Raw genomic sequence first — 22758 nt, 5'->3', positions numbered from 1 at the left:
TGATTTTTGCCCAAAACCGAAACAGATCATCAGGTCGGGCCACTACGTGGAGAATGTTGGAAACCTGTTATAATCAGGCCAATTGCACGATTTAAATTTCTTTTATTGAGGACCTTTTATGAGTCAGGCGCTCAGCAATTTGTTGGCATTACTCAATCTGGAAAAGATTGAAGAAGGTATTTTTCGTGGCCAGAGCGAGGACTTAGGTTTACGTCAGGTGTTTGGTGGGCAAGTCGTTGGCCAGGCGTTATATGCCGCTAAAGAAACCGTACCACTTGACCGCCTGGTGCACTCATTCCACAGCTACTTTCTGCGTCCAGGCGATAGCCAAAAACCGATTGTGTATGACGTTGAAACGCTGCGCGACGGCAATAGCTTCAGCGCCCGTCGGGTGGCAGCAATTCAGAATGGCAAACCGATTTTCTACATGACAGCCTCTTTCCAGGCGCCAGAAACAGGTTTTGAGCATCAAAAAACCATGCCTGCTGCCCCCGCCCCGGAAAACCTGAAATCAGAAACTGAAATCGCCATGGCGTTTGAAAAGCTGTTGCCTCAGACGCTCAAAGAGAAGTTTCTGTGTGAAAAGCCGCTGGAGATTCGCCCGGTGGTGTTCCATAACCCAATGCAGGGCCACGTTGATGAGCCGGTGCGCCAGGTGTGGATGCGGGCCAATGGTCAGATGCCAGCCGATTTGCGCGTACATCAGTATTTGTTGGGCTATGCCTCAGACTTCAACTTCCTGCCGGTCGCGCTTCAGCCTCACGGCGTAGGCTTCCTGGAGCCGGGTATGCAGGTTGCCACCATCGATCACTCAATGTGGTTCCACCGTCCGTTCGATATGAATGACTGGCTGCTGTACAGCGTGGAAAGCACTTCGGCCTCCAGCGCGCGTGGTTTTGTGCGTGGGGAGTTTTATTCCCGTGACGGTGTTTTAGTTGCATCAACGGTGCAAGAAGGGGTGATGCGTAAGCGCAGCTAACCTGCCGTTTAAAAGCAAAAAGGCGGAGCAAATGCTCCGCCTTTTTTATTATTGAATGATTTATGCGTTGTAAGCATTTTCGCCGTGGCTGTTAACGTCCAGACCTTCGCGCTCATGCTCTTCAGGTACACGCAGGCCCACAGTCAGATCGGCAACTTTGAAGCCGATGAAGGCGACTACCGCAGACCACAGAATCGTCACACCGATACTTTCTAACTGCACCAGCAGTTGATGGCCCATAGTCACGCCTTCTGCGTAACCCACACCGCCAAGAGATGGCGCGGCGAAGATACCCGTCATGATGCAACCAACGATACCGCACACGCCATGGACACCGAACACATCACAAGGGTCATCTACACGCAGCCATTTTTTCAGCAGCGTCACGCCCCACAAGCCAGCCAGACCTGCAACGATACCGATAATCAATGCACCGCCTACACCAACATAACCACAGGCAGGAGTGATACCAACCAGACCTGCGATAGCACCGGAACATGCACCCAACAAAGATGGTTTGCCGCGCAATGCCCACTCGCCAAATACCCAACCGAGAACGGCTGCCGCTGTTGCAACAACAGTGTTCACAAAGGCCAATGCAGCAATTTCGTTAGCAGCACTTGCAGAGCCTGCGTTGAAGCCAAACCAGCCGAAATAGAGAATTGCTGTGCCGGTAAATACCATCGGCAAGTTGTGCGGTTTGAATGCTTCTTTACCATAACCCACACGTTTGCCAATCAGGTACGCACCCACCAGCCCTGCTACTGCGGCGTTGATGTGAACCACTGTGCCACCTGCAAAGTCCATTGCGCCATGCGTCGCCAGCAGACCACCGCCCCATACCATATGTGCAATCGGCAAGTATGAAAGCGTCAGCCAAATTACGACAAAGATAAGTACCGCCGAGAAGCGAATACGTTCAGCCAGTGCGCCAACAATCAGGCCAACAGTGATACAGGCGAAGGAGCCCTGGAACGCAACATGAATATATTGGTAGAAAGAGCCTGTCAGCGCAGTGAGCTGAATGTTCTTCAACATTACCCAATCGAAGTTACCGAAGAAGTTACCACCGGCACCAAAGGTTAATGAGTAACCGTAAACTACCCACAGCACACAAACCAAGGCAAACGTAACCGTAATCTGAGTCAGCATTGACAGCACGTTTTTAGAGCGAATCAGGCCGCCGTAAAACAGTGCCAGTCCCGGAATTGTCATAAACAGCACCAATGCGGTGCTAATCATCATAAAGGCGTTATCTGCTTTATCGACCACAGCCGGTGCCGCAAGGGCAATTGATGGCGCTAGTGCCAGGGCTACAACGCCTAAGATAGAGGCTAATTTTTTCATTTTTTCCATCCCTTCACGAGTGGCAAGACGATTACAGTGCAGCTTCGTCGGCTTCGCCGGTACGAATGCGGACGACCCGTTGCAACTCAGCAACGAAAATTTTGCCATCGCCAATCTTGCCGGTATAGGCAGCTTTGCTAATGACATCAATAACTTCATCGAGTTGATCATCGGCAATTGCCACATCAATTTTCACTTTAGGCAGGAAATTGACGCTGTACTCAGCACCGCGGTACAACTCTGCATGACCCTTTTGGCGACCAAAGCCTTTCACTTCAGTCACGGTCAGCCCTTGAATACCGATTGAAGACAGCGCTTCGCGAACGTCTTCGAGTTTGAACGGTTTGATCACCACGGTAACCAGCTTCATAGATCCCCTCCAGTCAGAATTGGGTAATTGCCTCTGCGATACGAATTAGATAAAGCAAAGGCCATGCCAAATTTGAAAAACAGCTATTTTCAGCGCGTTAAACCGCGCCAAATGGGGATTTTCAGGATAGAAATTACGATGACTGGGATTAAGAAAGTTCTTAGAGAATAAAAACGCACCACTTTAGTGCATGGTGCGTTTCGCTTCTGCACCAATGGTGATAACCATTGGTTTTATGCGTGATTTTGGTGCATCACGCGGTTGTGTGTTCTTCACGCGTGGCGGCGGCTAATTCTTCACCAGCCAGTTGCAGTTGATACATCTGCCAGTAACGTCCTTGCGCAGCTAACAGCTCGCTATGAGTGCCTCGTTCAACAGCCTGCCCGCGGTGCAGCACCAGAATCGTGTCGGCATCGGTAATAGTCGATAAGCGGTGCGCGATAACGACAAGCGTGGTGTGCTCACGGACGGCTGCCAGTGCTTGTTGGATTGCCTGCTCGGTGCCAGAGTCGATATTTGCGGTTGCTTCATCAAGGATCAGAATCTGCGGCGCATCCACCAGCACTCGCGCCAGCGCCAGTAGCTGTTTCTGGCCAACGGACAAATTATTACCCTGCTCGCCCAGTCGTGTATGAATTCCATCAGTCATGGTGCGAGCCAATTGTGCAAGTTGCACCGTTTCCAGCGCTTGCCAGACGGCATCCTCGCTGATGTCACGCCCAAGCGTAACGTTGGCAAAGAAGGAGTCCGCCAGCACTACCGGGTCTTGCTGAACCATCGCAACCCCATGACGCAGCACGCTGTGGCTCAAGGTATCCAGCGGGCGACCATCAAGGCGGATTTCACCGTTGGTGAGCGGGTAATAGCCCATCAGCAAGTTGGCAAGCGTGCTTTTCCCGCTGCCCGTGTGACCAACTAATGCAACGAAACTGCGCGCCGGGACATCCAGATTAATATTTTCCAGCACCAGGCGGTCGCCGCGATAGGCAAACGACACGTTATCAACTTCAATATGGCCGCTTTCGAGTGGGCGATTGTCGTTACCATAATCCTGGCGCTTGCCATCCATTAGCTCGAACACGCGCTCACCCGCCACCACCGCCTGTTGCAGCATGGATTGTTGGGTCGTGAGTTCGATTAACGGCTCGTTAAGACGCCCCAGATAGTTGATAAATGCGTACAAAACACCAACTTCAATAGTGCCCACCGAGGTAAAACCAAACAGCATCAGCAAGCCGCACAGCACCATGGCAGAGAACAAGCTCAATAACGGGCGCAGTAAAAAGCCATCCAGGCGTAGTGTTTGCATACGTGCCATATAGTGCGACCGGCTCGCAGCATTCATACGCTCACCAAAACGGGCCTGCTGGCGGAACTGCTGGATAACACTCATGCCATTAATGACTTCGTTAAAGCCATCGTTGATATCGGCCAGGTAACTGCGCACGCGGCGCACAATCGGCGTGCTGTACCGCTGGTAGATAAACATCACAATAATCACTGCCGGGAAGATGCAAACCGCCACCGATGCCATACGCCAGTCGAGGCTGAACATCGCCACCAGCATCGCACCAATCAATGCCGCGCTGCGTAATACCGTGGCAACGACCGTTACGTAAAGATCACGGATCACTTCGGTATCGTTGGTGACTCGCGAAATGAGTTGCCCCACCGGTTGGGTATCAAAAGTGCTCAGTGGCTGGCGCAGTGCAGCGTCCATTACATCGGTACGTAATTTTTGCACTACGCCAACGGCGGCCTGGTTAAACAGCAATGCCTGCCAGTAGTGCAGGCCGGCGGCGGAAATTGACAGCAGCAAATACGCAGTCGCAAGCCCTGCCACTGCGGCAACCGGCAAGCGATGTTCAGACACCATATTATCAATAAAGTAACTCACAAGAATTGGGCCAGTCACTTCAGCAGCCGCTGCAACCCACAGCATGACAACCGCACCAGCCAGTGGTTTACGCCACGGGGAGCCATAAGCCAGCAGGCGTTTTATGGTCGGCCATTGCTGTATTGATTTACGCATTGGCGGCCTCCTCGTCTGCCGTTGTTTCTGGCGCATCATCTAACGCCGCTTCCAGCTGTTGATAACGATACATGTCGCGATACCAGCCAGGTTGACCCACCAGCGCATCGTGATTGCCGCGCTGTGCAACATGGCCATGTTGCATCACCAGGATTTCACTGGCTTCTGTCAGGGCTGACAACCGGTGCGCACTGATGATCACGGTGCGGTTTTCACCCCACTGGCGCAGGTTATGAAGAATTTGGTGTTCTGTACGCCCGTCAACAGCAGAAAGCGCGTCATCAAGAATCAAGATCTCCGCATCAAGTAATAATGCGCGGGCAATCGAAATACGCTGCTTCTGGCCGCCAGATAGCATTACACCGCGCTCGCCCACTTCGGTTTCATAACCTTGCGGCAGGCGCAAAATATCGTCATGTACGCTGGCAAGTCTTGCGACGTGTTCGATCTCTTCCTGCGTAGCATCCGGTTTACCCAGCGCAATATTGCTGGCGACTGTGTCAGAAAACAGGAACGGCGTCTGGTTAACGACCGCCAGGCGGCTACGCCAGGAGTCGAGCCGCATTTGCACCAGCGGAATACCGTGGAAACAAATCTCGCCCTGGTCGATATCAAAATGGCGCTGGATCAGAGACAAAATGGTACTTTTCCCGGCACCGGTCGGCCCACAAAGGCCAAGCATTTCACCAGGCTTTAGCGTAAAAGAAACGTTTTCAAGAGTCGGTCGCGCCGTTTGCGGATAGTGGAACGCCTGAATATTAGCTTCCACCGAGCCGCGCCCGGCAGGCGCTTCTTGCTCGCCATCTTTTACTGACGGCGCTTCAGCGAGCATGCTGCGAATACGGCTGTAGGCCGCACTACCACGCTCAACAATATTGAACATCCACGCCAGCGCCAGCATCGGCCAAATCATCAGGCCGAGATACATCACAAAGCTTGTGAGTTGTCCAAGCGTCAGCGTCCCCTGAATCACCATCCAGCTGCCGCCGCCAATAGCGAGCAAGTTAGCCGTGCCGATGGTGATATAAATCGTCGGGTCAAAACGGGCATCGACTCGCGCCACGCGCATGTTTTTCGCTCCCGCATCTTTGGCTTCGGCAGCAAACAACGCAGACTGGCGATCTTCCAAACCAAACGCTTTGATCATACGGATGCTGGATAAACTTTCCTGGGTGCGGTCATTAAGCGTGGAAAATGCAGCCTGCGCCAGTTTGAAGCGCTGGTGCAACTGATCGCCATAGCGTTTGATAACCAATGCCATGACCGGCATCGGCAATAGCGCGAGTAACGTCAGCTCCCAGCTGATTTGCGTCGACATTACAATCAATACCGCGCAGCCCATTACCAGCGAATCCACCAGAGTTAATACGCCTTCGCCTGCGGCGAAAACCACCCGGTCGACGTCGTTTGTCGCCCGCGCCATTAAATCACCAGTGCGGTGACGCAGGTAAAATTCGGGGTGCTGGCGGCTTAACTGGCGGTAGTAGTCTTCGCGCAGTTCGACAGCCAACTGATAAGATGCACCGAAAAGCAGCACGCGCCAGACATAGCGCAGGATATAGACCGCCACCGCGATAACAATCATCAAGCCAATCCATATCAGCACATCTTTTCCTGAGAGGCGCTGCTGGGTGACACCATCGACAATAATGCCCACGACTTTCGGCGGCACCAGTTGCAGGATGGCAATGATAATAAGCAAGGCAACCGCCCCGAGATAGCGTCGCCACTCGCGGGTGAAGTACCAGCTTAATTGAGCAAATAATCGCACGCAGTCAGATTCCTGAAGTACTGTCTGCCTGGCAGGCAGAAAAATGAAAAACTAATGGCGCTGAGGGCTTAACGCTCTAATGGCAAAGCCGTGGTGTATTTTATCTGTTCCATGGCAAAACTCGAAGTGACATCACTTAAACCGGGAATACCGTTCACCAGCCGTTTGTAAAAATCATCGTATCGTTTCATGTCTTCTACCTGCACTCGCATCAGGTAGTCGTATTCGCCCGCCATTCGCCAGAAGCCCAGCACTTCGGGCATTTCTTCAACGACGGAGACAAATTTACAATACCACTCGCTGCTGTGATGCTGGGTTTTGATAAGCACGAAAGCTGTCAGCCCCAGGCCGAGTTTTTCCGGATCTAACAGCGCCACTTTCGCCCGAATCACCCCGTCGTCTTCAAGACGTTTCAGGCGTTTCCAGCAGGGTGTGGTGGTCAGATTAACGGCATCAGCGAGAGCCTGCAAAGAGAGGGTGCAGTCATTTTGCAGCAAGGATAACAGCTTGCGGTCAATTTTATCTAACATGACGACCTCGGAGAGAAATATTTTCTCCATTGAATGCCACTCGAAGGCTAAAAGGCAACTTTTTTATCTTTCTTTTGCATTAATCTAAGCACAAATAGACAAACCGGATATCACCATGACCAGCACCTGGGTAAACCACGCCATTAGCGAAATTAACGCCGATTACCAACGCTCTGCCGATACGCATTTAATTCGCCTGTCGCTGCCTGGTTTCCCCGGCATTCAGCTCTACCTGAAAGATGAAAGCACGCATCCAACGGGCAGCCTTAAACATCGCCTCGCCCGATCGCTGTTCCTTTACGGTTTGTGTAACGGCTGGATTAAAGAAGGCACCACGATTATTGAAGCCTCCTCGGGCTCAACGGCCGTTTCGGAAGCGTATTTTGCTCGCTTGCTGGGTCTGCCGTTTATCGCCGTTATGCCAGCCTGCACGGCTAAACGTAAAGTGGAGCAAATTGAGTTTTACGGCGGTCGCTGTCATTTCGTGGAGAGTGCGTGTGAAATCTACGCGGCATCCGAAATGCTGGAGCGTGAGTTGAATGGCCATTATATGGACCAGTTCACTTACGCAGAACGCGCAACCGACTGGCGCGGTAACAACAATATTGCCGACAGTATTTTCCGCCAAATGGAGCATGAGCCTCACCCGGTTCCGGATTATATTGTCATGAGTGCAGGTACAGGCGGCACCTCTGCCACCATCGGGCGTTACTTACGCTACCAGGGTCACCCAACAAAACTGACCGTAGTCGACCCGCAAAACTCTGTGTTTATGGATTATTGGCAGAATCGTGATTGCAGCTTGCGCAGCGCCGTTGGCAGCAAAATTGAAGGAATTGGCCGCCCGCGCTGCGAGCCATCGTTTATCCCGGATGTTATTGACGAAATGATGCGTGTTCCTGATGCGGCAAGTATCGCCACCATGCAGTGGCTGGAAACGATGTTAGGCCGCAAAGTGGGCGCATCTACCGGCACCAATATGTGGGGCGTTTTACAGCTTGCCGAACGTATGCGTGCTGAAGGGCGCACGGGTTCGATTGTGACGCTGCTTTGTGACAGCGGTGAACGCTATCTGGAAACCTATTACAACGCAGATTGGGTGAAAGCGAATATCGGTGATTTACAGCCAGCCCGAGCAGAAATCGAGCAATTATTAACTGGGCATCCCTCTAAATAATTCGATGTAATTGATATATGGCGGGAAAAAAAGAGGCCGGATATTTAATCCGGCCAGCTGAAAAGTCTCGTCATTCGGGGGAATAGGTGAGATTTGGTGTATCCAGCCAATGATTCAAATAATGAGAAACAGCCTGTTTATTGCAGTGACCAATAACAGGTAAATGCGGTAAATCTTCTTTCAGTTGCGCCATCGCGTTGCCCATGATCAAACCATGCCCCACGCTTGAAAGCATTTCGCGGTCATTCATCGCGTCACCAAATGCCATACAATCTTTCATTGTTAAACCAAGATGCTGACTCAATACACCGAGCGCAGAACCCTTGTTGCAGCCAATCGGTAACACTTCCAGGCAGTCTACTGCTGAGAAACATAAAAATGCCCGCCCATCTAAAGCCTCGTCCAGTTGGACTTTTAAACGAACAAGATCTTCATGAGGGGCGCAGAAACAAATTTTGGTGACTTCATCGGACGGAATGCGCTTAACGTCGACAATTTTCGGGCTAAAACCGCTATAAACGTGTGCATTCAGCATTTCGCCGACTTCATACTGGGTTAGCCACCCGGTGTCATTAAACACATGCAGACTCGCCTGAGTATCCCATTGCCCGTGGATAACCATTTCCGCCGCCTCAGGTGACAGATCCTGGCGATGCAGAAGATCGCCTTGCGTTGAGTGAATACGCGTGCCGTTGCCGGTAATCAAAAACGCTTCAAGGGAGAGCTTGCTCAGCACATGACGCATTTCCAGCACATGGCGGCCAGTAGCAAACGCGAGGGTTATCTGGCGTTCATCCCGCAGCCGGTTAAGGGTATGCACGGTTTCTTCACCCAAAAGATGATTGGGCATTAACAACGTGCCATCCATATCAAATGCAGCCAGACGAGCCATGTTTACTCCGGTTTGTGACGACTAAAACACAGTTGGCAGTATCACCTGGCATATACGGAACTAATAGTGAATACTTTCATGAAATTGTTCCGGGTTTAAACCAATGCGCCTGTTAAACCGATTAAACCAATTTCAACGCCTGTGGCAGCCCTCGGCAGGAGAACCGCAGCAAGTTACGGTAGCGGAGCTCGCCGCACGCTGCTTTTGCAGTGATCGCCATGTGCGAACATTACTTAATCAACTTGAAGGTGCGGGTTGGCTGACATGGCGTGCGCAGTCGGGGCGAGGGAAACGCGGCACCCTGACTTTTCTGGTGACACCAGAAAGCGTTCGTTCCGGAATGATGGAGCAAGTACTGCATAAAGGACAGCATCAGAATGCCCTTGAGCTTGCGCAAATCGCCCCTGAACAGTTGCGCCAATTGCTGCAACCATTCCTCGGAGGGCAATGGCAAAACGATACGCCGACTTTACGTATTCCCTACTATCGACCATTAGAACCATTGCAGCCGGGATTCTTGCCAGGTCGTGCCGAGCAGCACCTTGCGGGCCAGGTCTTTGCCGGACTTACCCGTTTCACCTCGCAAAGCGCGGCACCCCAACCCGATCTTGCTCACCACTGGCAAGTCTCTAAAGATGGCCTTAGCTGGTACTTTTTCATTCGTTCCACTTTGCACTGGCATAATGGCGAGCCGGTGGAAACCATACAGTTACAGCAACGATTGATGATGCTGCTGACACTTCCGGCTATGCGACGTTTGTTTATCAGCGTGAAGAGCATTGAACTTGCCCATGCGCAATGCATCCGTTTCATATTGCATACTCCCGATTACTGGCTGGCGCATCGGCTGGCAAGTTATTGCAGCCGCCTGGCACATCCGGAAGATACACAAATGGGCTGTGGGCCATTTCGGATTAGCAGCTTTAAAGAGAATCTGGTGCGTATCGAGAGTTTTGAGTACTACCACCTCAGCCATCCACTGCTCAAAGCCGTAGAGTTCTGGATTACCCCGCAATTGTTTGACACCGAACTAGGAACCAGTTGCCGCCATCCGGTGCAGATCGCCATTGGTCAGCAAGACGAGTTGGTTCATTTACGGCCTGTCAGCAATAGTATTAGCCTTGGGTTTTGCTATCTGGCGGTAAAACAAAACAGCAATCTAACATCGGAGCAGGCACGCTTCCTGATGCAAATCATTCAGCAGCAGCAGTTGATTGAAAGCCTTCCGGTCGATGAATCACTGATCACCCCAAGTAGCGAGATGATCCCTGGATGGAAACTCCCCGAATGGCCATTGTCCGGAGCGATAACGCTGCCACCGCAATTAACGTTGATTTATCATTTGCCTGTTGAGTTGCATGTCATGGCGCAACAGCTTAAAACGCATCTGGCGGATTTGGGTTGCGAGCTCACACTGATATTTCATGATGCGAAAAACTGGGCAGGATGTGAGGCGTTGGCTGAGGCCGATTTAATGATGGGCGACCGTCTGATTGGCGAGGCTCCGGTCTACACGCTGGAGCAGTGGTTACGCAGCGATGTACTGTGGCCCGCGGTTCTTACTGAAAGTCAGTACACCCATTTGCAGGCAACACTCGATAGTGTGCAAATCCACCCGGATGAACACGCCCGCAGCACCGGTTTGCAGGAAGTGTTCAGCGCGTTAATGTGTGATGCGATAGTCTCGCCACTGTTTAATTACCGCTACCAGATCAGCGCGCCGCCGGGTGTTAATGGTATCGAGCTTAATGCCTGGGGTTGGTTCGATTTCACCCAGGCATGGTTACCGCCACCAACGATGGTGTGAAGAAGCTGGGCAGCTATCTGCCCACGAGTTACCATAGGTTTTTAGCTGTTTAACAGGATTACTCATGAAACGTGCAGTTGTCGTCTTTAGTGGTGGCCAGGATTCCACAACCTGCCTGATTCAGGCATTACAGCAGTATGATGAAGTCCACTGTGTGACATTTGATTATGGCCAGCGCCACCGTGCTGAGATTGACGTTGCTCGTGAACTGGCGCTGAAACTGGGTGCGCGTGCGCATAAAGTGTTGGATGTCACGCTATTGAATGAACTGGCTGTCAGCAGCCTGACGCGCGATAGCATTCCGGTGCCGGGGTACAGTCCCGAAGAAAAAGGTATCCCAAGCACTTTTGTTCCAGGCCGCAATATTCTGTTCCTGACGCTGACGGCGATTTACGCATATCAGGTTGAAGCCGAAGCGGTGATCACCGGTGTTTGTGAAACTGATTTCTCCGGTTACCCGGACTGCCGAGATGAATTCGTAAAAGCCCTGAATCATGCCGTAAGTCTTGGTATGGCTCGCGATATTCGCTTCGAAACACCGCTGATGTGGCTCGATAAAGCAGAAACATGGGCGCTAGCGGACTACTGGCAGCAACTGGATCTGGTGCGGAGCGAAACGCTGACCTGCTATAACGGCATTAAAGGCGACGGCTGTGGCGAATGTGCCGCATGCAACCTGCGTGCTAACGGTATTAACCATTACCTGGCGGATAAACCAGGAGTAATGGCAGCCATGAAAAAGAAAACCAGCCTGAAGTAATGTTTCGCGGAGCAGATGATAAATCTGCTTCGCAATGGTGGATGGCGCTGACGCTTATCCACCCTACAAAGCCGGTTCGTAGGTCGGATTAGCGGAGCGCCATCCGACATTTGTCAGTAATAAAGGAATTATTCCATCATCTGCACTAACTTCTCGCGCAACTCCCCTTCCAACGGCACTGATTTCTGGGTTTTTAAATCAATGCACACGAATGTCAGCAGTGCGTCTGCGACCACTTCGCCTTCTGGCTCAAGCTTAACCACCTGGCTCAACACGCCACTTTTTCCGTTAAGTTGCTGCAAGGTGCTTTCAATACGCAAAAGATCGCCCAACACCGCCGGGCGACGATAATTGATGTTGATATTCACCACGATGAACGCAATGTTGTGCTCGGTCATCCACTGGAATCCTGCCGCATTTTCCAGCCCTTCCCAGCGGGCTTCTTCGAGAAACTCAAGGTAGCGGGCATTGTTAACATGTTGATAGAAATCAAGATGGTAACCCCGAACTTTGATTTGTGTTTGCATAGCGCTAAAACCCTTTCACTGTAGTTTTAATATTCAGGTGAGGTAACAGGCCACACCAAACTGGTATGACCTGTGATTTAGCATAGCAAACTTTCCCAGCTGCGCGAGCAAGGAGCACTAAGCGTTAAAGCTTAATGTGAGACAGATTACGTTCTACCAATGCACTGCCAATCCCGGGTACCTCTTGCAATTGCTCCAGTGCCTTGAATGGGCCGTACTCTTCCCGGTAACTCACAATCGATTGTGCTTTTTTCAGGCCAACACCATTCATTGCCTGTGCCAAAGCTTCTGCGCTCGCCGTGTTAATACTTACCACACCATCATCAGCGTCGCTCGATTTAGCGGTAGCAACAGGGGTGACTGGGGTTTTATCGCTGTGCTGTTGAGCCTGAGCTGTATCATTTTTGACAGCAACTGGGGCCGCCAGAGCCTGAGTGCAGATGCTCGTACCAATAAATGCCACGGCAATGCACATTGCTTGTATTCCACTTTTGAATCCTGTTTTCATGCTGTTCCTCCTTGTGTGTTGACAGCGAAGCCACCTTATCGAGGAAAAAAAACAGCTACAAATGGCAATCTTCAAATATGGAAAAGGCCGCGAAAGCGGCCTTTAAATGTTGCATAGTGTTGCAGTTAACTGCGAGAAACCTCGAGGTTAATTACTGCTGTTCGATGCTGTCACCCATCTTAATTTTCGCTTCTTTGCGCAGGTTGGTCATCAGCGCTTCGAAAGTGATCTGGGCGTTGTTCTGAGTGATACCCTGAACCATCGCTTTTTTCTGTTCTGCCGGCATGTCACCAGGCTTAACTTGATCCAGAGCTAACAGAACCACATTACCCTGCATGTCATTTGCCACGCCGAAGGCTGGCTTATCTTTTGCTGGTAATGGCAGGTTGAAGGCGGCCTGGCTAATAGGGTCCTGGCCAGTACGGGTCAGCGTTTTCGCTTCACCGAAGCTCAAGCCAGCGGCTTTCATAGCTTCATCGCCTTTACCCAATTTCAGCGCATTCAGCAGCTTGTCAGCATCCAGCTTAGCTTGTTGCTCAGCTTTCTGATGTTTAACCTGCGCGATAACCTGTTCACGAACTTCAGCTAACGGTTTGATAGCTTCAGCTTTGTGCTCAGCGATACGAATAACAAACGCGCGGTCACCATCAACAGTAATGATGTCGGAGTTCATACCCGGAGCGCCGTTCGCACCGACCAGACCACCATTAAAAATAGCGTCTGAAACAGGTTTGAAGTTCAGCGCTGCAGGTAAGTTGTCGTGACCAAACCAACCGGTCTCAACAGCTTTAACACCAGCAACTTTCTCAGCACTTGCCAGAGATTCGTTATCATTGCTTGCCGCATCGCTAACTTTCTGCTGCAACGCGTAGTAAGCATCGACCGCTTTCTCTTGCTTCACTTTCGCAGCAATGGCGTCTTTCACTTCTGCCAATGGTTTAGTTTGCGCAGGCTGAATGTCATCAAGACGAACGACCAGGAAGCCAACTGAAGATTTGATAACACCAGAAAGCTGGCCTTTGTCTTTCAGACCGGCATTTTTCAGCTCATCAGGCGTGGTGCCAGGCTCAAGCCAACCCATGTCACCGCCGTTGCGGGCAGAGATGATATCAGCCGATTTTTCTTTTGCCAGAGCAGCAAAATCACCGCCTTTGCTTAGCTCATCAAGAATCGCTTTAGCTTCGGCTTCAGTTTTAGTCTGAATCACGCTGTAACGGTTACGTTGAGGCTGAGTGAACTCGTCCTGATGCTGGTCGTAGTAAGCCTGAATATCTGTATCTGCTACTTCAACATTCTGAGAAGCTGCATCAAGCATGATGTAGCTTACTTTGAACTGCTCAGGGGCAATGTAGTTGTTTTTGTTCTGCTCGTAGTTGGAGTTGATTTCCTGCTCGGAAACTTCCTGCTTCGCAGCCAGTGCATTTACATCAATTGTGGCTTCACGAACCACACGTTGTTGCGACACCAGTGCTGCCAACTCGTCAGTTTCACCCGCCAGCATGAAATCAGTACCCACAACAGCATTAATCAGCTGCTGAGTGGTCAGTTGATTACGCAATGCCTGGGCGTATTGATCCGCAGTCATACCCATATTGCTGATAATGGCGGTATAACGTGCGTTATCGAATTTGCCGTTGTTCTGGAATGCAGGTTCTTTAAAGATGGCTTGTTTAATTTGTTCGTCGCTAATACCAAGACCAAGATGTTTGGCGTATTGGTCCATTAACGCTTCATCAATCATGCGCGACAGCACCTGTTGACGCATCTGCTTCATGTAGCCTTCGTTACCGGCTAGCACAGAGAACTGTTCGCCAAGCTGTTGCTGCTGGCGATTACGCTCACTGGCAACAGCATTTTCAAACTGACCACGGCTAATTTCCTGGCCATTCACTTTTGCGGCGTAGTTGGCACTACCGCCAATCAGGTAGCCACTCACGCCAGTCAAAATGAATGACACGATAATGATCCCGAAAATTATCTTGATTACGAGGCTGTTTGCCGCCGTACGTAAATTGTCCATCATGGTGTAACAACACTCCACTGTAGTGTGAATGGTAAACCCAGCGCAGTCGCTAAATGGGCATCCCTGAATATGCGTACTGCTGTGCCGCTGCGTGCAAGCGGGTATTGTGACAAGAAAACGGGTTCAAATCATCAAACATGCGCAAAATTAGCCATCAGGCATAAAAAAAGGCACATCTAACGATGCGCCCTGACCTAACTTTACTAGCCTTGCCCTATATACCCATCATTCTTCAAGCTATTGGGGCGTTGGCTGTATTCACTTACCCGATTCACTTACTGAAGTAAACTCATCGGGATAAGCTCCCTGGCCGCCTACCTGCAACTCGAATGCTACGGGTATTAGCTAGTGATAAATCAGTTAACAGCTTCTTTCAGCGCTTTACCAGCACGGAAACCTGGTACTTTTGCAGCTGCGATGGTGATTTCTTTACCTGTTTGTGGGTTACGGCCGGTACGGGCAGCACGTTCACGAACAGCAAAAGTTCCAAAGCCAACCAGTGCCACGTCTTCCCCAGATTGCAGAGATTCGGTAACAGAAGCAATCACAGCGTCTAATGCACGTCCAGCCGCAGCTTTAGAAATATCAGCACCTGCGGCAATTTTGTCTATCAGTTGAGATTTATTCACTCTTCTCTTCCTCTCTTTATAATTTATATCGCACCAGTATCCTTCAAAGGGCGACCGCGCAGCAGTTATATCAGGCCTGTCATGCCCTTACAACACCCGTTGTTAATGGCATGCATCACCAACGATCTAAAGTAGCGATACAAAAAAAAGCTGGCAAGTGACAATTCACCAGCCAGCTCTTATTTTATTTACCGAATATGCGTCAGGTCACTATTTTGCGGTCACAACCTGCATTCCGTAAGGCTCGTTCTGCAATGCGAGAGTCAAAACTTCCTCGATGCGCTTCACCGGATGGATATCCAGATCGGCAAGAACGTTGTCAGGAATTTCTTCCAAATCGCGTTTATTTTCATCCGGAATCAGAACAGTTTTGATACCACCACGATGTGCCGCCAGCAGTTTTTCTTTCAAACCACCAATAGGTAGAACCTGGCCACGCAGTGTGATTTCACCGGTCATCGCTACATCGGCACGAACCGGATTACCTGTCAGGCAAGATACCAGCGCGGTGCACATTGCAATACCCGCACTCGGGCCATCTTTCGGCGTCGCACCTTCTGGCACGTGAACGTGGATGTCGCGTTTCTCGTAGAAATCAGCGTTGATGCCCAATTTCTCTGCACGCGCGCGCACTACGGTCAACGCTGCCTGGATGGATTCCTGCATAACTTCACCCAGAGAACCGGTGTAAGTCAGTTTGCCTTTACCCGGCACACAAGCAGTTTCAATCGTTAGCAGGTCGCCGCCAACTTCGGTCCACGCAAGGCCGGTTACCTGGCCCACACGGTTTTCGCTGTCTGCACGGCCGTAGTCAAAGCGCTGCACGCCAAGGAAATCTTTCAGGTTGTCGCCGTCGATTTCGATGTGCTTGAGCGTTTTATCCAGCAGCAGTTGTTTAACCGCTTTACGGCACAGTTTGGAAATTTCACGTTCCAGGCTACGCACGCCCGCTTCACGGGTGTAGTAACGAATGATGCCAGTAATCGCGCTATCGTGAACGGTAATTTCGCCTTTTTTCAGGGCATTACGTTCAATTTGCTTCGTCAACAGGTGCTGTTTAGCAATATTCAGCTTTTCGTCTTCGGTATAACCGGACAGACGAATCACTTCCATACGGTCCAACAGCGGAGCCGGAATGTTCATGGAGTTAGATGTTGCCACGAACATAACATCGCTGAGATCGTAATCGACTTCCAGATAGTGGTCGTTAAACGCTACGTTCTGTTCTGGATCAAGCACTTCCAGAAGTGCAGAAGCCGGATCGCCGCGCATGTCAGAAGACATTTTGTCGATTTCATCCAACAGGAATAATGGGTTTTTAACCCCCACTTTCGCCATTTTCTGAATCAACTTGCCTGGCATGGAACCGATATAAGTACGACGGTGACCACGAATTTCAGCTTCATCACGCACGCCGCCTAATGCCATACGCACGTATTTACGCCCAGTCGCGCGGGCGATGGACTGACCCAGTGAAGTTTTACCCACCCCTGGAGGCCCAACCAGGCACAATATTGGCCCTTTGAGCTTGTTAACACGACTCTGCACTGCGAGGTATTCCAGGATACGATCTTTCACGCGCTCAAGGCCGTAATGATCGGTATCGAGGACTTCCTGCGCCTGACGCAGATCTTTTTTCACTTTGCTGCGCGCATTCCACGGCACCTGCACCATCCAATCGATGTAGCCACGAACCACGGTTGCTTCCGCAGACATTGGTGACATCATTTTCAGTTTTTGCAGTTCCGCTTCAGTTTTTTCACGCGCTTCTTTCGGCATTTTAGCCGCATCGATTTTGCGTTTTAGCGCTTCGTTTTCATCTGGCGTGTCGTCCATTTCGCCGAGTTCTTTCTGAATGGCCTTCATTTGCTCATTCAGATAGTACTCACGCTGGCTCTTTTCCATCTGCTTTTTAACGCGGTTGCGAATACGTTTCTCAACCTGCAGCAGATCGATTTCCGACTCCATCATTGCCATCAGATATTCAAGACGTTCGTTAATATCGGACATCTCGAGAACGGACTGTTTATCAGTCAGTTTCAATGGCATATGTGCAGCAATGGTGTCAGCCAGACGAGCAGGATCGTCAATGCTGTTCAGCGATGTCAGCACTTCTGGCGGGATTTTTTTGTTCAGTTTGATATAGCCTTCAAACTGACCAATTGCGGTGCGCACCAGCACTTCCTGTTCGCGCTCTTCGATAGCTGGCGAATTCAGGTACTCAGCCTGAGCTGAGAAATGGTCACCGTTGTCAGAAAGCGTGGTGATACGCGCGCGCTGTAAACCCTCAACCAGCACTTTTACCGTGCCGTCTGGCAGTTTCAGCATTTGCAAAATGGATGCGACGGTTCCCACTGAGAACAGGTCATTTACACCCGGCTCATCTGTCGAGGCTTCTTTCTGCGCCACCAGCATGATTTTTTTATCATGATCCATGGCCGCTTCCAGGCAACGAATGGATTTTTCTCGCCCGACAAACAGTGGAATTACCATGTGCGGATAAACCACCACATCGCGCAATGGCAATACGGGGATTTCAATGCGTTCAGAACGCTCAGGATTCATAGAGCTCTCTCTTAGTTAAGGTCCGCCTGGTGATGGGGCGATGTCCTCTGTTTATACCTTAAATCTTTCAATTTGCAGGAAGGCGTAAACAACGTACCTGCACTTGAAGGATGACAGGAATCATGGCATCACCAACAAGTAATTCAGTATATGGGGATGTTTCCCGAGCATTCAATGCCAGGAATGAAGGAAAAGCAAAAGGGGGATATAAATCCCCCTTTTTAGACTAACTGACTGGTTATTTTGGCGAATTATTCACCGGATGCTTGTTGCGCTTCCGGCTTGCCATAAATTAATAATGGCTTGCTTTGACCGTCGATGACGGATTCGTCAATCACCACTTTCTCAACGTCTTCCATAGAAGGAAGATCGTACATGGTATCGAGCAATGCGCCTTCTACGATGGAACGCAGACCACGAGCACCGGTTTTACGTGCCATTGCTTTCTTAGCAATTGCATCCAGCGCCTCGTCACGGAATTCCAGATCCACGCCTTCCAGATTGAACAACGCCTGGTACTGCTTGGTCAGGGCGTTCTTCGGCTCTTTCAGGATCTGGATCAGTGCTTCTTCGCTCAGCTCAGTCAGCGTAGCAACCACTGGCAGACGGCCGATAAACTCAGGGATCAGACCAAATTTGATCAAATCTTCTGGCTCAACCTGGCCTAACAACTGCCCTTCGGTCGCCTTTTGAGATTTACCTTTTACGGTCGCGCCAAAGCCAATGCCTGAACCGGTTTCAACGCGGTTAGCAATAACTTTATCCAGCCCTGCGAATGCACCGCCACAGATAAACAGAATCTTAGAGGTATCAACCTGCAGGAACTCTTGCTGTGGATGCTTACGGCCACCCTGAGGTGGAACCGCCGCAACGGTACCTTCAATAAGTTTCAGCAACGCCTGCTGCACACCTTCACCAGACACATCACGAGTGATGGACGGGTTATCAGACTTGCGGGAGATTTTGTCGATCTCATCGATATACACGATACCGCGCTGTGCTTTCTGCACATCGTAATCACATTTCTGCAGCAGTTTCTGGATGATGTTTTCGACATCTTCACCCACGTAACCGGCTTCGGTTAACGTTGTGGCATCAGCCATAGTGAACGGAACATCCAGTAAACGTGCCAGGGTTTCAGCCAGCAGGGTTTTCCCGCTACCCGTCGGCCCGATGAGCAGAATGTTACTTTTGCCCAGTTCGATACCGTTGGTGCTGTCGCCATTACGCAGACGTTTGTAGTGGTTATAAACCGCAACCGCCAGGACTTTTTTAGCCTGTTCCTGACCGATGACGTAATCATCGAGATGGTGACGGATTTCATGCGGAGTCGGCAGCGCACTACGTTCGCGGTGCGGAGCGACTTCTTTAATCTCTTCGCGAATAATGTCGTTACATAAGTCGACACACTCATCGCAGATATACACTGACGGCCCGGCAATCAGTTTACGCACTTCATGCTGGCTTTTGCCGCAAAAAGAGCAGTACAGCAGTTTGCCTGAACCGTCTTTGCGCTTATCTGTCATCGGTAAAACCTCTTTTTTGTTTCTGTGCACCGAACAGGACGGCGCAAGTGCCATTCTACGGCGCAGCCAATCGTAAGCGCGCTATGAGCCGTTGCTATAACAATAATAGTATACGGCTCACTATTTTCGGGCATTAGCTACGGTGAGTCAGGATTGAGTCAACTAAGCCATACTCTACCGCTTCACTTGCTGCGAGGAAACGGTCACGCTCGGTGTCTCTCTCTATTTCTTCAAGAGATTTGCCCGTGTGTTGCGCCATAAGTTCATTCATACGAGCTTTCACTTTCAGGATTTCACGGGCATGGATTTCGATATCCGTCGCCTGGCCCTGATAACCGCCCAGCGGCTGGTGAATCATGACTCGTGAGTTCGGCAAGCAGAAGCGCTTACCCTTAGCCCCAGCGGTCAGCAGGAATGCCCCCATAGAACAGGCTTGTCCCATACAGATGGTGCTGACATCTGGTTTAATAAATTGCATCGTATCGTAGATAGACATACCAGCGGTAATCACACCACCTGGTGAGTTGATGTAGAGATAGATGTCTTTTTCTGGGTTTTCTGCTTCCAGGAACAACATCTGCGCTACGATCAGATTAGCCATATGGTCTTCGACCTGGCCCGTCATAAAGATGACACGTTCCTTAAGCAGACGGGAATAGATATCGTATGAACGCTCGCCACGCGATGTCTGTTCAACAACCATCGGCACCAGGGCCATATGGGGTGCAAATTGATCTCTTTCGCCACTGTATGACATTTCCGTCTCCTGGAATAATTAAGCCTTCGATACCTGCAGCACTGATTCTACTTGAGGTGCCAGAAGAAGACTACGCTCCTGCTTACACCTATTACCTTATTCGGACGGATTATCAGTCAGGGATCCATTTTCGAGCCATGCCCTTATTTATGGGGATAAGCTTGCCCTGTTTCAAGCATAACAACCTTTTCTTGTTACGCTAACCCTGAAACTGCGTTTTATTGATGGGTTTTCAGGGAGTCACTGATAAAAAAAGCCCGCCACCAGTAGGTGACGGGCTTGATGCAGCAATATTTTGGCGATAATGCCAAAAATTATGCTTACGCTTGCTGGTTCATCAGTTCGCTAAAGTTAGTGGCTTTCTCAGTCACTTTCGCTTTAGACAGAACAGCTTCAACAGCTTGTTCTTCCAGAGCAACATTACGCATGTTGTCCATCAGTTCTTTGTTTTTGCCGTAGAATTCTACAACTTCAGCCGGATCTTCGTAGGCAGAAGCCATTTCTTCGATCAGACCTTTAACGCGTTCTTCATCGGCTTTCAGCTCATGGGTACGAATGACTTCGCCCAGCAGCAGGCCAACAACTACACGACGTTTAGCTTGTTCTTCGAACAGTTCACGTGGCAGTTCCAGCGCTTGTTTCTCGTTGCCACCAAAACGCTGAGCTGCCTGGCGACGCAGAACGTCGATTTCGCTGTCGATCAGTGCAGCTGGAACGTCGATGTTGTTCGCGTTAACCAGACCGTCGATTGCTTGAGACTTGATGCGGTTACGCACAGCGCCTTTCAGCTCACGATCCATGTTTTTACGAACTTCGGTGCGCAGACCTGCAACAGAACCATCTTCAACGCCGAAACGCTTGATGAATTCTTCAGTAAATTCTGGCAGTTCACGCTCTTCAACTTTCTTCAGAACGATGTCGAACTTAGCCGCTTTACCTTTCAGGTTTTCAGCGTGGTAATCTTCCGGGAAGGTCACTTCGATAGTGAATTCTTCGCCCGCTTTGTGACCAACCAGACCGTCTTCAAAACCAGGGATCATACGACCCTGGCCCATTGCCAGTACGAAGTCAGACGCTTTGCCGCCTTCGAATACTTCGCCGTCTACAGAACCGGTGAAGTCGATAGTTACGCGGTCTTCTGCAGTTGCAGCAGCGTCTGAATCTTTCCAGGTCGCCTGCTGTTTACGCAGGGTGTCCAGCATTGCATCAACGTCTTCGTCAGTCACTTCAACAACCGGTTTTTCAACTTCGATTGCTTCCAGACCCTGCAGCTCAACTTCTGGGTACACTTCAAACTCAACCGCGTAGGTGAAGTCTTCGCCCAGTTTGTATTCGCCTGGAACGTAGTTCGGTGCGCCAGCTGGATTGATTTTTTCTTTGATGATCGCTTCAACAAAGTTGCGGCTCATCAATTCGCCCAACACGTCCTGGCGAACAGAAGCGCCATAGCGTTGTGCGATAACAGTCATCGGCACTTTTCCTTTACGGAAACCGTCGATACGGGCTTTCTTTGCCACGTTGACCAGCTCGCTTTTTACAGCGGTTTCGATGCTGTCTGCAGCGATAGTAATCGTGAGACGGCGGCCAAGGCCCTGAGTGGTTTCAACTGAAACTTGCATCTTGTTACCTCAAAAAATCACAGTGCTCGGTCAACTCTGGAAGCGCTCATTTGCACTCCGCAGAACCGGGATGCCTTCTGTATCAGAATCACATTCCCTGTCGTCAGAATCGTCCCGAAGACATTCCGAAAAATAAGACGCAGCATTATAGCGGCATCACCAAGGTGAGTCGAGAACGGCAACACAGTGTTGCTGCGGCCCTTTTCACAGTTCTTTTGGATTTTTTGCCCAAACCCTGGAATAACGAGGGCTATCTCAGACAAAACAAAACGGCCCGCAGGCCGTTTTATAAAACACGATTCATATACCGCAACATAAAGGAAAAGTTCCCTCAGTTGCAAGTCTGAAGGTTAACTTCAGGCGATTGAGCCTGCTCCACGGCAAGGTGGGGAGGCGAGAATAGTGTCATGCAACCCCTCCCATTCCTTAATGGTGTAGGTATGCAGTGCCAGCGCATGCACAGTTGACGAGAGTTCTGCACTCAAAGTGCCATAAATCATACGATGACGATTTAAAAAACGCTCACCGACAAAACGATCGCTGACCAGAACCACTTTGAAATGACTCTCTGAACCTGCCGGGACATTGTGACGATAGCTTTCATCCGCGACTTCCAGGATCACGGGTTCAAACGCTGCCCTTAATTTTGATTCTATTTGCTCGCGCATCATCATGAACTTTCTCCTCGACTACGTAGAGATGCCACTCATCCCTTTAAATGTTAGCCGCTTTTAGCCGTTTTAATAACGGAATTACAACAATTATTTAGCTTTCGTCTGATTTTCTTAGCCAAGCCCCTGTAGATTAATGTGATTACGGCACTAATCGAGGGCAAAGTGGTCAGATAGCTTTGCAACCGCTCAGAAAAAGCGCAACGCGATGAAATTACGTGCGTTAACTACTTCCCCTGGGCAACCGCAGTGTTATGATGGCGTGATT

General features: G+C 50.3%; 19 protein-coding genes. 4 read left to right on the top strand and 15 right to left on the bottom strand.

Annotated elements, in window-relative coordinates; all coding sequences use genetic code 11:
• Window positions 1-118: 118 nt before the first annotated feature.
• A complete protein-coding gene (tesB, locus tag IX31_RS10830; RefSeq protein WP_034458021.1) occupies window positions 119-979 on the top strand; it encodes an acyl-CoA thioesterase II in 861 nt (286 codons plus the stop codon).
• 60 nt (window positions 980-1039) lie between these two features.
• Here the strand turns inward: tesB and amtB are convergent, their stop codons facing one another.
• The 5 genes from amtB to IX31_RS10805 form a co-directional block, all read right to left on the bottom strand.
• On the bottom strand, window positions 1040-2326 hold the full coding sequence (gene amtB, locus IX31_RS10825) for an ammonium transporter AmtB (protein WP_034458019.1): 1287 nt from the start codon (window positions 2324-2326) through the stop codon (window positions 1040-1042).
• Between the two features lie 31 nt (window positions 2327-2357).
• Window positions 2358-2696 carry a P-II family nitrogen regulator gene (glnK, locus tag IX31_RS10820; protein ID WP_034458018.1) on the bottom strand — a complete coding sequence of 113 codons (339 nt, stop codon included), beginning with the start codon at window positions 2694-2696 and terminating at the stop codon, window positions 2358-2360.
• Between the two features lie 253 nt (window positions 2697-2949).
• Window positions 2950-4728: a SmdB family multidrug efflux ABC transporter permease/ATP-binding protein gene (locus IX31_RS10815; RefSeq protein ID WP_034458016.1), complete on the bottom strand. Its 1779-nt coding sequence runs from the start codon at window positions 4726-4728 to the stop codon at window positions 2950-2952.
• Entirely contained in the window at window positions 4721-6499 is a 1779-nt protein-coding gene (locus IX31_RS10810) for a SmdA family multidrug ABC transporter permease/ATP-binding protein (protein WP_034458015.1), read from the bottom strand. The genes IX31_RS10815 and IX31_RS10810 overlap by 8 nt, the downstream gene beginning before the upstream one ends.
• Before the next feature lie 68 nt (window positions 6500-6567).
• A complete protein-coding gene (locus IX31_RS10805; protein ID WP_034458013.1) occupies window positions 6568-7029 on the bottom strand; it encodes an Lrp/AsnC family transcriptional regulator in 462 nt (153 codons plus the stop codon).
• A gap of 115 nt (window positions 7030-7144) precedes the next feature.
• On the opposite strand from IX31_RS10805, the gene IX31_RS10800 reads away from it, so the two are divergent.
• Window positions 7145-8206 carry a PLP-dependent cysteine synthase family protein gene (locus IX31_RS10800; RefSeq protein WP_034458011.1) on the top strand — a complete coding sequence of 354 codons (1062 nt, stop codon included), beginning with the start codon at window positions 7145-7147 and terminating at the stop codon, window positions 8204-8206.
• Window positions 8207-8276: 70 nt separating this feature from the next.
• On the opposite strand, the gene cof is transcribed toward IX31_RS10800, so the two are convergent.
• Entirely contained in the window at window positions 8277-9098 is an 822-nt protein-coding gene (gene cof / locus IX31_RS10795) for an HMP-PP phosphatase (RefSeq protein WP_034458010.1), read from the bottom strand.
• Window positions 9099-9201: 103 nt separating this feature from the next.
• On the opposite strand from cof, the gene IX31_RS10790 reads away from it, so the two are divergent.
• On the top strand, window positions 9202-10905 hold the full coding sequence (locus IX31_RS10790) for an SgrR family transcriptional regulator (RefSeq protein ID WP_034458008.1): 1704 nt from the start codon (window positions 9202-9204) through the stop codon (window positions 10903-10905).
• 64 nt (window positions 10906-10969) lie between these two features.
• A complete protein-coding gene (gene queC / locus IX31_RS10785) occupies window positions 10970-11665 on the top strand; it encodes a 7-cyano-7-deazaguanine synthase QueC (protein WP_034458006.1) in 696 nt (231 codons plus the stop codon).
• Between the two features lie 128 nt (window positions 11666-11793).
• Here queC and IX31_RS10780 read toward each other — a convergent pair whose 3' ends face one another.
• From IX31_RS10780 to bolA, 9 genes are all read right to left on the bottom strand, one after another.
• Window positions 11794-12192, bottom strand: coding sequence for a YbgC/FadM family acyl-CoA thioesterase (locus tag IX31_RS10780; protein WP_034458004.1), 399 nt, complete (start codon window positions 12190-12192; stop codon window positions 11794-11796).
• Window positions 12193-12316: 124 nt separating this feature from the next.
• The gene (locus IX31_RS10775; RefSeq protein ID WP_034458002.1) at window positions 12317-12700 is read right to left on the bottom strand and encodes a ComEA family DNA-binding protein; all 384 of its coding nucleotides are present in this window, start codon (window positions 12698-12700) and stop codon (window positions 12317-12319) included.
• A gap of 151 nt (window positions 12701-12851) precedes the next feature.
• Complete coding sequence (gene ppiD, locus IX31_RS10770; RefSeq protein ID WP_034458000.1) at window positions 12852-14723, bottom strand: peptidylprolyl isomerase; 1872 nt, start codon at window positions 14721-14723, stop codon at window positions 12852-12854.
• Window positions 14724-15079: 356 nt separating this feature from the next.
• Window positions 15080-15352: a nucleoid-associated protein HU-beta gene (hupB, locus tag IX31_RS10765; protein WP_034457998.1), complete on the bottom strand. Its 273-nt coding sequence runs from the start codon at window positions 15350-15352 to the stop codon at window positions 15080-15082.
• Window positions 15353-15562: 210 nt separating this feature from the next.
• A complete protein-coding gene (lon, locus tag IX31_RS10760) occupies window positions 15563-17917 on the bottom strand; it encodes an endopeptidase La (RefSeq protein WP_034457996.1) in 2355 nt (784 codons plus the stop codon).
• 251 nt (window positions 17918-18168) lie between these two features.
• Window positions 18169-19443 (bottom strand): ATP-dependent protease ATP-binding subunit ClpX, encoded by a 1275-nt coding sequence (gene clpX, locus IX31_RS10755; protein ID WP_034457994.1) that lies wholly within the window; start codon window positions 19441-19443, stop codon window positions 18169-18171.
• A gap of 133 nt (window positions 19444-19576) precedes the next feature.
• On the bottom strand, window positions 19577-20200 hold the full coding sequence (gene clpP, locus IX31_RS10750; protein WP_034457992.1) for an ATP-dependent Clp endopeptidase proteolytic subunit ClpP: 624 nt from the start codon (window positions 20198-20200) through the stop codon (window positions 19577-19579).
• Between the two features lie 320 nt (window positions 20201-20520).
• Entirely contained in the window at window positions 20521-21819 is a 1299-nt protein-coding gene (gene tig, locus IX31_RS10745; RefSeq protein WP_034457990.1) for a trigger factor, read from the bottom strand.
• A gap of 356 nt (window positions 21820-22175) precedes the next feature.
• Window positions 22176-22493, bottom strand: coding sequence for a transcriptional regulator BolA (gene bolA / locus IX31_RS10735; protein WP_034457988.1), 318 nt, complete (start codon window positions 22491-22493; stop codon window positions 22176-22178).
• Window positions 22494-22758: the final 265 nt, after the last annotated feature.

Origin of the sequence: Buttiauxella noackiae (assembly GCF_000737905.1) — a bacterium.
Classification (GTDB): Bacteria; Pseudomonadota; Gammaproteobacteria; order Enterobacterales; family Enterobacteriaceae; genus Buttiauxella; species Buttiauxella noackiae.
The sequence above is the reverse complement of the archived record's forward strand: the minus strand, read 5'-3'. Positions and strand labels throughout refer to the sequence as shown.

Bases quoted from the DNA above. Each gene is read 5' to 3' on its own strand.
- lon (WP_034457996.1), bottom strand. From the start codon at position 17,917: ATGAATCCTGAGCGTTCTGAACGCATTGAAATCCCCGTATTGCCATTG.
- tig (WP_034457990.1), bottom strand. From the start codon at position 21,819: ATGCAAGTTTCAGTTGAAACCACTCAGGGCCTTGGCCGCCGTCTCACG.
- clpX (WP_034457994.1), bottom strand. From the start codon at position 19,443: ATGACAGATAAGCGCAAAGACGGTTCAGGCAAACTGCTGTACTGCTCT.
- queC (WP_034458006.1), top strand. From the start codon at position 10,970: ATGAAACGTGCAGTTGTCGTCTTTAGTGGTGGCCAGGATTCCACAACC.
- glnK (WP_034458018.1), bottom strand. From the start codon at position 2,696: ATGAAGCTGGTTACCGTGGTGATCAAACCGTTCAAACTCGAAGACGTT.
- ppiD (WP_034458000.1), bottom strand. From the start codon at position 14,723: ATGATGGACAATTTACGTACGGCGGCAAACAGCCTCGTAATCAAGATA.
- clpP (WP_034457992.1), bottom strand. From the start codon at position 20,200: ATGTCATACAGTGGCGAAAGAGATCAATTTGCACCCCATATGGCCCTG.
- IX31_RS10800 (WP_034458011.1), top strand. From the start codon at position 7,145: ATGACCAGCACCTGGGTAAACCACGCCATTAGCGAAATTAACGCCGAT.
- IX31_RS10775 (WP_034458002.1), bottom strand. From the start codon at position 12,700: ATGAAAACAGGATTCAAAAGTGGAATACAAGCAATGTGCATTGCCGTG.
- bolA (WP_034457988.1), bottom strand. From the start codon at position 22,493: ATGATGATGCGCGAGCAAATAGAATCAAAATTAAGGGCAGCGTTTGAA.
- amtB (WP_034458019.1), bottom strand. From the start codon at position 2,326: ATGAAAAAATTAGCCTCTATCTTAGGCGTTGTAGCCCTGGCACTAGCG.
- IX31_RS10790 (WP_034458008.1), top strand. From the start codon at position 9,202: ATGCGCCTGTTAAACCGATTAAACCAATTTCAACGCCTGTGGCAGCCC.
- tesB (WP_034458021.1), top strand. From the start codon at position 119: ATGAGTCAGGCGCTCAGCAATTTGTTGGCATTACTCAATCTGGAAAAG.
- IX31_RS10805 (WP_034458013.1), bottom strand. From the start codon at position 7,029: ATGTTAGATAAAATTGACCGCAAGCTGTTATCCTTGCTGCAAAATGAC.
- IX31_RS10815 (WP_034458016.1), bottom strand. From the start codon at position 4,728: ATGCGTAAATCAATACAGCAATGGCCGACCATAAAACGCCTGCTGGCT.
- cof (WP_034458010.1), bottom strand. From the start codon at position 9,098: ATGGCTCGTCTGGCTGCATTTGATATGGATGGCACGTTGTTAATGCCC.
- IX31_RS10780 (WP_034458004.1), bottom strand. From the start codon at position 12,192: ATGCAAACACAAATCAAAGTTCGGGGTTACCATCTTGATTTCTATCAA.